Origin of the sequence: Aromatoleum anaerobium, from assembly GCF_012910705.2 — a bacterium.
Lineage (GTDB): Bacteria > Pseudomonadota > Gammaproteobacteria > Burkholderiales > Rhodocyclaceae > Aromatoleum > Aromatoleum anaerobium.
Map to the genome: position 1 here is coordinate 464,882 of NZ_WTVG02000037.1, position 11,062 is coordinate 475,943.

Consider the following 11,062-nt stretch of genomic DNA (forward strand, 5'->3'; position numbering starts at 1 on the left):
TTATGCTGCGGGTCTGCCCGCAGATATGTTGAATTCGAACTGAAGGAGTCATCTCGATGAAAATTCGTCCCTTGCATGATCGCGTGATCGTCAAGCGCCTGGAAGCCGAGCGCAAGACCGCCAGCGGCATCGTCATCCCCGACTCGGCCGGCGAGAAGCCCGATCAGGGCGAAGTGCTCGCCGTGGGCAACGGCAAGATCCTCGACGACGGCAAGGTTCGCCCGATGGCCGTCAAGGTCGGCGACAAGGTGCTGTTCGGCAAGTACGCCGGCCAGACCGTGAAAGTCGAGGGTGACGAACTGCTCGTCATGCGCGAAGAAGACATCATGGGCGTCGTCGAGGCCTGAGCGCCCCTGTCGACCCCGTCCAACGAATTCAAGGAGCAATGAACGATGGCTGCAAAAGAAGTCAAGTTTGGTGATTCCGCCCGTGACCGCATGGTCGCCGGCGTCAATATCCTGGCCAACGCGGTCAAGGTCACCCTCGGCCCGAAAGGCCGTAACGTCGTGCTCGAGCGCTCGTTCGGCGCCCCGACGGTGACCAAGGACGGCGTGTCCGTGGCAAAGGAAATCGAACTGAAGGACAAGTTCGAGAACATGGGCGCGCAGATGGTCAAGGAAGTCGCTTCCAAGACCTCCGACATCGCTGGTGACGGCACCACGACCGCGACCGTGCTGGCCCAGTCGATCGTGCGCGAAGGCATGAAGTTCGTTGCCGCCGGTATGAACCCGATGGACCTCAAGCGCGGCATCGACAAAGCCGTCATCGCGGTCACCGAAGAACTGAAGAAGCTGTCGAAGCCGTGCTCGACGAGCAAGGAAATCGCCCAAGTCGGCTCGATCTCGGCGAACTCCGACGCCGACATCGGCGAAATCATCGCCAAGTCGATGGACAAGGTCGGCAAGGAAGGCGTGATCACCGTCGAGGACGGCAAGTCGCTGCAGAACGAACTCGATGTCGTCGAGGGCATGCAGTTCGACCGCGGCTACCTCAGCCCGTACTTCATCAACAACCCGGACCGCCAGGTGGCGATCCTCGAAAACCCGTTCATCCTGCTGTTCGACAAGAAGGTCTCCAACATCCGTGATCTGCTGCCGGTGCTCGAGCAGGTCGCCAAGGCCAGCCGCCCGCTGCTGATCGTGGCCGAAGACGTCGAAGGCGAAGCGCTGGCGACCCTCGTCGTCAACAACATCCGCGGCATCCTCAAGACCTGCGCCGTCAAGGCGCCGGGCTTCGGCGACCGTCGCAAGGCGATGCTCGAAGACATCGCCGTGCTGACCGGTGGCCAGGTGATCGCCGAGGAAGTCGGCCTGACGCTGGAGAAGGCGACGCTGGCCGAACTGGGCCAGGCGGCGCGCATCGAGGTCGGCAAGGAAAACACGATCATCATCGACGGCGCCGGCGAACCCGCGCGCATCGAAGGCCGCGTCAAGCAGATCCGCGCGCAGATCGAGGAAGCCACCTCCGATTACGACCGCGAGAAGCTCCAGGAACGTGTCGCCAAGCTGGCGGGCGGTGTGGCGGTGATCAAGGTCGGTGCCGCGACCGAAGTCGAAATGAAGGAGAAGAAGGCCCGCGTCGAAGACGCGCTGCACGCGACCCGTGCCGCGGTCGAAGAGGGCATCGTCCCCGGCGGCGGCGTCGCGCTGCTGCGTGCCCGTGCGAGCCTCGGTACGCTCAAGGGCGACAACCACGACCAGGATGCCGGCATCAAGATCGTGCTGCGTGCGCTCGAGCAGCCGCTGCGCGAGATCGTCGCCAATGCAGGTGACGAGCCGTCCGTCGTCGTCAATCGCGTCGTCGAAGGCACCGGTAATTTCGGCTACAACGCCGCCACCGGCGAGTACGGCGACCTGGTCGACATGGGCGTGCTGGACCCGACCAAGGTCGAGCGCATCGCGCTGCAGAACGCCGCCTCGGTCGCCGGCCTGATGCTGACCACCGACTGCATGGTCGGCGAGCTGGCTGAAGAAAAGCCCTCGATGGGCGGCATGGGCGGTATGGGCGGTATGGGCGGTATGGGCGGCATGGACATGGGCATGTAAATGCCGGTCTGAGGTTCGCCTCGTGCTTCCGGGCTTTCGGGCCCGGTGGCGCCAAAGCAAACGGCTCCGCTGCGGCGGGGCCGTTTGCTTTGGCGCGGTGACGGACGTGTCGACGCGCCCCGCTGCGGAAAGGTGGGATAATGAATTGATCGTGAGGAAAAAGGGGCAGGGAGCACCGGTTGTGCAAACGGGCGCTCCCCGGAATGTGCGGGCCGAAAAGGCGCCGACATTCCCCGGGCCGGTAATAGGAGAACAGCGGGTGTAACAATAGGCGTGCCCGCTTACGGACAACTTACATCCATATTTCCATGCGGATCCTTCTTGCTGAAGATGACTCGGTGATTGCAGACGGCCTCGGGCGGGCCCTCAAGCGCGGCGGTTATGCCGTCGATCACGTTGCTTCCGGCAGCGAGGCGGATGCCGCGCTGGCCACCCAGACATATGATCTGCTGATTCTCGACCTCGGCCTGCCGAAGCTCCCCGGGATTGACGTCCTGAAACGCCTGCGCGCGCGCAAGTCGGTGCTGCCGGTGCTGATCCTTACCGCCCAGGACGGGGTCGAAGAGCGTGTGCGAGGACTCGATGCCGGTGCCGACGACTACCTGACGAAGCCTTTCGCGCTGCCGGAACTGGAGGCGCGCGTGCGCGCGCTGACGCGACGCGGCACCGGGCAGCCGCGCTGCATCGAGATCGGCAGCCTTTCGTATGACCAGGCTGACCGGGTGGCGAAGATCAACTGCCAGGTCGTCGAATTGTCGGCGCGGGAAGTCGGCCTGCTCGAAATTTTCGTCCTGCGGGTCGGGCGACTGGTGAGCAAGGACCAGATCGTGGATCACCTGTGCGGCTGGGGGGAGGAGGTCTCGAGCAATGCGATCGAGGTCTACGTCCACCGGCTGCGCAAGAAGCTCGAAGACAGTGGCGTGCGCATCGTCACCGTGCGCGGACTCGGCTACTGCCTGGAAAACCCGGATGCGGTCCAGACGGCGAAAGCCTGACAAGACGGCGGCAGCGAACCGACCGCCGTCGCAGCCGAACTCGCTGTTCGGCGAGATCCTCGACTGGATGCTCGCGCCACTGCTGTTCCTGTGGCCGATCTCTATCATCGTCACGCACAACGTCGCCGACAATCTGGCGAACCAGCCGTATGACCGGGCGATGGCAGACAGCGTGCGGGCGCTCGGACGCCTCGTGTCGGTCGAAGGCGGGAATATCGCGGTGCATTTTCCTGCGCCGCCGCGGGCGCTGTTTCGCGCCGACCAGGACGACACCGTCTATTACCAGGTTGCCAACGGCAGCGGCGAAGTCGTCACCGGAGACCGCGAAATTTCTTGGGTCGCGCCGCCCGCGACCGTGGTCGCGGAGGAGGTGCTGTATCGCGACGACGTGATTCACGGCGAGGAGGTGCGCGTCGCGTACCAGTACCTGCGTGCCTGGCCCGAACCCGCAAGCCCGCTGGTGCTGGTGCAGGTGGCCGAAACGCGCAACAAGCGCAGCGACCTCGCGTCGCGCGTCGTGACCGGCGTGCTGCTGCCCCAGTTCGCGATCATCCCGATCGCGGTCGTGCTCGTGTGGGTCGGCCTGACGCGCGGCATCGCGCCGCTGAACCGGTTGCAGAGCCTGATCCGCCGCCGGCGTCCGACCGACCTGTCGCCGATCGCGGCGGCGAGCGTTCCCGAGGAAGTGCGGCCGGTGATCGTCGCGTTCAACGACATGATGGCGCGTCTCGAAGAGAATCTGCAGGCGCAGCAACGCTTCATCGCCGACGCGGCGCACCAGATGCGCACGCCGCTGACCGGCCTGAAGATGCAGACCGACCTCGCGCTGCTCGAAACGGACCCCGAGCAACTGCGCGAATCGTTGCAGCGCATCGCGGACAGCACCGACCGGGCCAGCCATCTGATCACCCAGTTGCTGTCGCTTGCCCGCGCGGAAGCGAGTTTCGAAAAACTGTACGCGGTGGAGCAGGTGGACCTCGATGCGATGGTGCGCGATGTGGCGCTCGAGCTGTATCCGCGTGCGCAAGTGAAAGGAATCGACCTGGGGGTCGAGGATGCGGGCCGGGCATTGCCGATCGAGGGTAACCCGGTGCTGCTGCGCGAACTGATCAAGAACCTGCTCGACAACGCGATCAAATACACGCCGCATGGCGGACGTGTCACCGCGCGAACCCGCGTTGCGGGCGCGATCGTGCTGGAGATCGAAGATACGGGCACCGGCATTCCGGAAGCGGACCGCGAGCGCGTCTTCGAACGCTTCTATCGTGTGCTCGGAAGCGGTGTTGACGGCTCGGGCCTGGGTTTGCCGATCGTGCGGGAGATCGCCGAGCTGCACCGCGCCACGGTGACGCTGAATCCGAACCCGACAGGTCCGGGTACGACGGCGCAAGTCCTGTTCCCGCGCGGACCACTGGTCACCCCGCCGGCCCAGCCTTTCCTCCCGTCATTTTCGGTAACCTGAGGAGCCTGCCTACTGGGGGGTAGAAACGATTTTTGCATCGGTGATTGACGGCGGTCCCGATTCGGCTATAATGCGCGCTTTCCCGGCCAGGTAGCTCAGTTGGTAGAGCAGCGGATTGAAAATCCGCGTGTCGGCGGTTCGATTCCGTCCCTGGCCACCAGAATACGAAAACGGGCCGGCGAATGCCGGCCCGTTTTCGTTGACACTGCCAAAGATCTGCCAGAACTGCCTGATTTTGCTCAATCTTTCGCAGTTTCGCGGAGTGCTATAATTCGCGGCATTACGCTCCCCTGCGATCGCGCATGCAACTTTATGCTCTTGGCCTGAATCATCATACGGCGCCGCTCACGATTCGCGAGCAGGTGGCGTTTCAGCCCGAGCGGTTGGACGACGCGCTGCATGATCTGACGCACGAGCGGACGGTGCGCGAGGCGGCGATCCTGTCGACCTGCAATCGCACCGAACTGTACTTCGCCACGGAGCAACCGCAGCATGCTGCCGACTGGCTGGCGCGTTTTCATCACCTGCCGCTGAGCGAAGTCTCGCCGTATCTCTATACCTATCCGCAACGCGATGCGGTGCGGCATGTCTTCCGCGTCGCGAGCGGGCTCGACTCGATGGTCCTCGGCGAGCCGCAGATCCTCGGCCAGGTGAAGGACGCCGCCCGCCGTGCCGAAGAAGCCGGGACGATGGGCACGCTGCTGCACAAACTGTTCCAGAACACTTTCGCCGTCGCGAAGGAAGTGCGCTCGACGACGGCGATCGGGGCGAACATCGTGTCGATGGCGGCGGCGGCGATGCATCTTTCCGAGCGCATTTTCGAGCGGATGTCGGACCAGCGCGTGCTCTTCATCGGCGCCGGCGAGATGATCGAACTGTGTGCCGCGTATTTCGCCGGGGCCTGCCCGAAGCGGATCGCGGTCGCGAACCGCACCGAAGCGCGCGCGCAGTTGCTCGCGCATCGCTTCGGCGCGGAAGTCATGCGGCTCGACGTGGTCGGCGAGATGCTGCCGCACTTCGACGTCGTGGTGTCCTGTACGGCCAGCCCGCTGCCGATCGTCGGTCTGGGCATGGTTGAACGCGCCATCAAGGCGCGTCGCCACCGGCCGATCGTGATGGTCGATCTCGCGGTGCCACGCGACATCGAGGCCGAAGTCGGCCAGCTCGACGACGTTTTCCTGTACACCGTCGACGATCTCGCGCAGATCGTCGACGCGGGTCTCGAGTCGCGGCAGCAGGCCGTGCTGGAAGCCGAGGAGATCATCGATTCGCGCGTCAATGATTTCCTGCACTGGATGCAGGCGCGCGATGCGGTGCCGACGATTCGCGCGCTGCGCCAGCACGCAGAGACGATGCGCGCGGTCGAACTGGAGCGGGCGACGCGTCTACTGGCAAAAGGCGAAGACCCGCAGAAAGTGCTCGATGCGCTCAGTCATGGGCTGATCAACAAGCTGATGCATGGTCCGACCCGCTACCTCAATCAGTCCGAAGGCGAGCAGCAGGCCGATGCGAGCCGGCTCGTCCAGCAGTTGTTCAACCTCAACTCCCCCGATTAGCCGTCGGCCGCCCAACCCGTTTCGTTTCCCACTCGATCACGCCTTTCATGAAGCAGAGCATCCGCGACAAGCTCGAACTCCTGACCCACCGCCTGGCGGAACTCGATCGCGAGTTGTCGTCCGAGGACGCCGTGCGTGACATGGATGCGTTCCGTTCGCTCGGGCGCGAGCGGGCCGAGATCGAACCGGTTGTCGCCTTGTACGGCGCTTACCGCCAAGCCGAAGCCGACTGCGAGAGCGCGCGCGCCATGTTGGCCGACGCGGAGATGCGCGAGCTCGCCGAGAGCGAGCTCGAAACGGGGGCGGTGCGCCTGCAGGCGCTGGAGGCCGAATTGCAGCGTGCGCTATTGCCGCGCGACCCGAGCGACGAGCGCAACCTGTTTCTCGAAGTGCGTGCCGGCACCGGCGGCGACGAAGCCTCGCTGTTCGCCGGCGACCTGCTGCGCATGTACACGCGCTATGCCGAGCGCCAGCGCTGGAAGGTCGAGATCGTGTCGTCGAGTCCGTCGGATCTCGGCGGCTACAAGGAAGTGATCCTTCGCGTCGCCGGCGCCGGGGCGTATTCAAAGCTCAAGTTCGAGTCCGGCGGGCATCGTGTGCAGCGCATCCCCGTGACGGAAACGCAAGGACGCATCCATACCTCCGCCTGCACGGTGGCCGTGATGCCCGAGGCCGATGAAGTCGAAGCGGTGAACATCAATCCCGCGGACCTGCGCGTCGACACGTTCCGCGCCAGCGGCGCGGGCGGCCAGCACATCAACAAGACCGATTCGGCGGTGCGCATCACGCACCTTCCGAGCGGCATCGTCGTCGAGTGCCAGGACGATCGTTCCCAGCATCGCAACCGCGCGCAGGCGATGTCGGTGCTCGCCGCACGCATCCACGACAGGCAATTGCGCGAGCAGCAGGCGCGCGAGGCCGCCACGCGCAAGAGCCTGGTCGGCAGTGGCGACCGGTCCGAACGCATCCGCACGTACAACTATCCGCAGGGGCGCGTCACGGATCATCGCATCAACCTCACGCTCTACAAGCTCGACGCGGTGATGCAGGGCGATCTGGACGAGCTCATCGATGCGCTGACGCGCGAGCACCAGGCCGACCAGCTTGCGGCGCTGGGAGGTGACTGACGTGAAAATGACCGAAGCTGCGCCCGATATCGGCGGCGCGCTGAACTGGGCGCGGGCGCGGATCGCGGTCGTCGATGCGCGCATTCTGCTGCGCCATGTGCTGCAGTGTTCGGCGGTGCGCCTCGCGGCGTATCCGGAGGCCAGGCTCGAAGCCCCGGAGTGGGCGGAGTTCCGCTCGCTCGTCGAGCGGCGCGAGGCCGGCGAGCCGGTGGCTTACCTGACTGGCGAGCGCGAGTTCTTCGGCCACCCGTTCATCGTGACGCCGGCGGTGCTGATTCCGCGCCCCGACACCGAACTGCTGGTGGAACTGGCGTTGGCGCATTTCGGCGACAAGCCGCATACGCGGGTGCTCGATCTCGGTACCGGGAGCGGCGCGCTCGCGGTCAGCCTCGCGCTCGAGCTGCCGCAGGCCGACGTCGTCGCGGTCGATCGTTCGCGCGAAGCGCTGTGGGTCGCGATGGCGAACGCGGCACGCCTGCGGGCGAGCGTTTCCTTCGTGCTCGGCGACTGGTTTTCTTCGCTCGGCGACGACCACTATCAACTCATCGTCGCGAACCCGCCCTATGTTGCGGCGGCCGACCCGCATCTCGAAGAGGGTGACGTGCGCTTCGAACCGAGCACCGCGCTTGCGTCCGGCCCCGACGGGCTCGACGACCTCGCGGCCATCGCCGCGCAGGCTCCGCACCACCTCGAACCCGGCGGCTGGCTGTTCATGGAGCACGGCTTCGACCAGGCGGCCGCCGTGCGCGGGCTGCTGACTGATGCCGGTTTTTCGGCGATCGCGTCGTGGAAGGATCTGGCGGGCATCGAACGGGTATCGGGGGGGCAGTGGCGCGGCCGTTGATCGTGGCGAGGCCCGCGCTCGCACGGCGTCCGGAGGCTATTGACGCGTGCGGCATCCATCCATAGAATTACCCGAGTGAAACACTCAACTTTTGGAATATAAATCATGGACATCCAGGAAGTCATCCGCGAACAGGTCACCACGAACCCCGTCGTCCTGTACATGAAGGGCACGCCCCAGTTTCCGCAGTGCGGCTTCTCGTCGACAGCCGTGCAGATCCTCAAGCACAGCGGCGTGCCGAAGTTCTTTTCGGTGAACGTTCTCGAGAACGACGAAATCCGCAATGGCATCAAGCAGTTTGCGAACTGGCCAACGATCCCGCAGCTGTACGTGAACGGTGAATTCGTCGGGGGCTGCGACATCATGCGCGAGATGTATGAAAACGGCGAACTGCAGACCATGCTCGCCGAAGCAGGCGTGACGTCGGCTTCCTGATCCGTGCTTCGCCCCGCGCCGGATTCCGGGCGCGGGCAAACCGGCCTTGCAGATTGTGAAGTCAGGGCCCGGCGTTCGCAATCCTCGAATTGGCCATCGGCAAACGCGTCGACAGCACGTCGAGGAAGGCCTTGTAGAAGTGCATCCTGCAGGTGCCGGATGCGTCCTCGAGCGCGGCCACGCTGGTCGCGCCTTCGCCGATCAGCCTGCGGATGTCGTACTTGCCGATCCGTTCCACCGGCTCCGGCTCGTCATCCAAGCGTGCTGCGGGCTCGGGCAATGGCGGCGCGGACCTGATCCGGCGCGGTGCCGCCGACATGCGCGCGTGACGCGAGCGAGCCTTCGACGGTCAGCACCGCGAACACGTCGTCGCCAACGAGCGGCGAGAATGCGCGCAGCTCGTCGAGGCTGAAGTCCGGCAGGTCGCAGCCTTTCGCCTCGGCCGCGCGCACGGCGAGCGCGACCGCTTCGTGCGCGTCGCGGAACGGCAGGCCTTTCTTGACGAGGTAGTCGGCGAGGTCGGTCGCGGTCGCGTAACCTTGCTTGAGCGCGTCGCGCATCGCGTCGGCCTTGACGCGGATGCCGGTGATCATGTCGGCGTAGATGCGCAGCGTGTCGATGACCGTGTCGGCGGTGTCGAACAGCGGTTCCTTGTCTTCCTGGTTGTCCTTGTTGTAGGCGAGCGGCTGGCCCTTCATCAGCGTCAAAAGCGCGATCAGGCTGCCATTGACGCGCCCGGTCTTGCCGCGCACGAGTTCGGGTACGTCCGGGTTCTTCTTCTGCGGCATGATCGAGCTGCCGGTGCAGAAGCGGTCGGCGAGGTCGATGAAGCCGACGCGCGGGCTCATCCACAGGATCAGCTCTTCGGACAGGCGCGACAGGTGGGTCATCAAGAGCGCGCTGGCGGCGCAGAATTCGATCGCGAAATCGCGGTCGCTGACGGCGTCGAGCGAGTTGTAGCAGACTTCGTCGAAGCCCAGTTCGCGCGCGACGAACTCCCGGTCGATCGGGTAGCTCGTGCCGGCGAGCGCGGCGGCTCCGAGCGGCAGGCGGTTCACGCGCTTGCGGCAGTCGGTGAAGCGCTCGGCATCGCGCCGGCTCATTTCAAAATAGGCCATCAGGTGGTGGCCAAAAGTCACCGGCTGGGCGATCTGCAGATGCGTGAAGCCGGGCATCGGCGTTGCGGCGTTGGCTTCGGCGACGTCGAGCAGGTTCTTCTGGAACTCCCCGATCAGCGCGAGAATCTGGTCGATCGCGTCGCGCAGCCACAGGCGGATGTCGGTCGCGACCTGGTCGTTGCGGCTGCGCCCGGTGTGCAGTCGCTTGCCGGCGTCGCCGACGAGCGCGGTGAGGCGCTTCTCGATGTTCAGATGCACGTCCTCGTCGTCGAGGTTCCAATCAAACTCTCCGCGCTCGATTTCGCCGCGGATCTGTACCATGCCGCGCTCGATGTCGGCGAGATCCTGCGCGCCGATGATGCCCTGCCGGGCGAGCATCTTCGCGTGCGCGAGCGAGCCGCGGATGTCCTGCCGCGCCATGCGCTGGTCGAAGAACACCGAGGCCGTATAGCGCTTGACGAGGTCCGAGACCGGTTCGGAAAAACGGCCGGACCACGCCTTGGCCGGCTGCGAGGAGGAGGTGTCTGTCATAATGTCCGTGGAAGGGAAAACCGACCGGGAAGATCATTCGATGCCGCGGCGACGCAGGTTTTGTCCGCCGCGCATAAGGGGTGAAAAGTATAAAGCAAAAGCTCCGCCGGCTTTCGGCAGGAGCTTGTGACGCGGGTTTGCCCGCCGTCGCCACAACGGAGAATTCCTGCATGACCGAAGCTGCTCTGCGAGTCGTCATCGTTGACGACGAGGGGCCCGCCCGCGCACGCCTCAAGGACCTGCTCGACGACATCGCGGACACGCAACCGACGCGCGTCGTCGGCATGGCTGCGAACGGGCTCGAAGCGTTGCGCCTGATCGAAGACCTGGCGACCGATGTCGTGCTCGCCGACATCCGCATGCCGGTGATGGACGGGGTGGAACTCGCGCGCCATCTCAGCCGCCTCGAGTGTCCGCCTGCGGTGATCTTCACGACGGCATACGACGAATACGCGGTGCAGGCGTTCGACCTGGCGGCGACCGACTACCTGCTGAAACCGGTCCGCGCAGCGCGGCTTGCCGAAGCGCTTGCCCGCGCGCGCCGGCGCTCGCCCGCTGCCGACGCGCTGCTGGCCGGCCTTTCGCGCGGCGCAAGGCGCCATTTCAGTGTGACCGAGCGCGGGCGCATCGTGCTGGTGCCGGTTGCCGACGTGCTGTTCCTGCGCGCGGAACTCAAGTACGTCACCGCGCGCACCGCAGCGCGCGAGTTCCTGCTCGACGAGTCGCTGGTCCAGCTCGAACAGGAGTTCCGCGATCGCTTTGTCCGCATCCATCGCAACTGCCTCGTCGCGCGCGGCGTCGTGACGGGCGTCGAGCGCGCGGGCGAAGACGACGGCGAGCCGCACTGGGACGTCGTGCTCGCCGGCCTGGCCGAACGCCTGCCGATCAGCCGGCGGCAGTGGCCGGTGGTCCGGCACGCGCTCGGGCTCTGACTCTCGCTCCGACGCGC

11 protein-coding genes and 1 tRNA gene are annotated in these 11,062 nt (G+C 65.4%); 10 read left to right on the forward strand and 2 right to left on the reverse strand.

Translation table 11 applies throughout. The annotated features are described in order from the left end of the window. The first annotated feature begins 56 nt into the window (after positions 1-56). The 9 genes from groES (at position 57) to grxD (ending at position 8,464) form a co-directional block, all read left to right on the forward strand. A complete protein-coding gene (groES, locus tag GO606_RS08225; RefSeq protein WP_004311482.1) occupies positions 57-347 on the forward strand; it encodes a co-chaperone GroES in 291 nt (96 codons plus the stop codon). Between the two features lie 45 nt (positions 348-392). Then, on the forward strand, positions 393-2,045 hold the full coding sequence (gene groL, locus GO606_RS08230; protein ID WP_169118187.1) for a chaperonin GroEL: 1,653 nt from the start codon (positions 393-395) through the stop codon (positions 2,043-2,045). A 308-nt stretch (positions 2,046-2,353) separates the two neighbouring features. After that, entirely contained in the window at positions 2,354-3,040 is a 687-nt protein-coding gene (locus GO606_RS08235) for a response regulator transcription factor (protein ID WP_169118188.1), read from the forward strand. Further along, positions 3,015-4,502 carry a sensor histidine kinase gene (locus GO606_RS08240; RefSeq protein WP_169118189.1) on the forward strand — a complete coding sequence of 496 codons (1,488 nt, stop codon included), beginning with the start codon at positions 3,015-3,017 and terminating at the stop codon, positions 4,500-4,502. The genes GO606_RS08235 and GO606_RS08240 overlap by 26 nt, the downstream gene beginning before the upstream one ends. 84 nt (positions 4,503-4,586) lie before the next feature. Beyond that, a tRNA-Phe gene (locus GO606_RS08245) sits at positions 4,587-4,662 on the forward strand. Between the two features lie 142 nt (positions 4,663-4,804). Continuing rightward, the gene (gene hemA, locus GO606_RS08250; RefSeq protein WP_169118190.1) at positions 4,805-6,058 is read left to right on the forward strand and encodes a glutamyl-tRNA reductase; all 1,254 of its coding nucleotides are present in this window, start codon (positions 4,805-4,807) and stop codon (positions 6,056-6,058) included. Positions 6,059-6,105: 47 nt separating this feature from the next. After that, positions 6,106-7,185: a peptide chain release factor 1 gene (prfA, locus tag GO606_RS08255; protein ID WP_169118191.1), complete on the forward strand. Its 1,080-nt coding sequence runs from the start codon at positions 6,106-6,108 to the stop codon at positions 7,183-7,185. Positions 7,186-7,192: 7 nt separating this feature from the next. Next, positions 7,193-8,029 carry a peptide chain release factor N(5)-glutamine methyltransferase gene (prmC, locus tag GO606_RS08260; RefSeq protein ID WP_169118206.1) on the forward strand — a complete coding sequence of 279 codons (837 nt, stop codon included), beginning with the start codon at positions 7,193-7,195 and terminating at the stop codon, positions 8,027-8,029. Positions 8,030-8,134: 105 nt separating this feature from the next. After that, the gene (gene grxD / locus GO606_RS08265; protein ID WP_169118192.1) at positions 8,135-8,464 is read left to right on the forward strand and encodes a Grx4 family monothiol glutaredoxin; all 330 of its coding nucleotides are present in this window, start codon (positions 8,135-8,137) and stop codon (positions 8,462-8,464) included. A 61-nt stretch (positions 8,465-8,525) separates the two neighbouring features. Here the strand turns inward: grxD and GO606_RS08270 are convergent, their stop codons facing one another. Together GO606_RS08270 and argH are read right to left on the reverse strand one after the other, a co-directional pair. Then, entirely contained in the window at positions 8,526-8,723 is a 198-nt protein-coding gene (locus GO606_RS08270) for a hypothetical protein (protein WP_169118152.1), read from the reverse strand. After that, the gene (argH, locus tag GO606_RS08275) at positions 8,716-10,113 is read right to left on the reverse strand and encodes an argininosuccinate lyase (protein ID WP_169118193.1); all 1,398 of its coding nucleotides are present in this window, start codon (positions 10,111-10,113) and stop codon (positions 8,716-8,718) included. The genes GO606_RS08270 and argH overlap by 8 nt, the downstream gene beginning before the upstream one ends. A 170-nt stretch (positions 10,114-10,283) precedes the next feature. On the opposite strand from argH, the gene GO606_RS08280 reads away from it, so the two are divergent. Continuing rightward, positions 10,284-11,045 (forward strand): LytR/AlgR family response regulator transcription factor, encoded by a 762-nt coding sequence (locus GO606_RS08280; protein ID WP_169118194.1) that lies wholly within the window; start codon positions 10,284-10,286, stop codon positions 11,043-11,045. Positions 11,046-11,062: the final 17 nt, after the last annotated feature.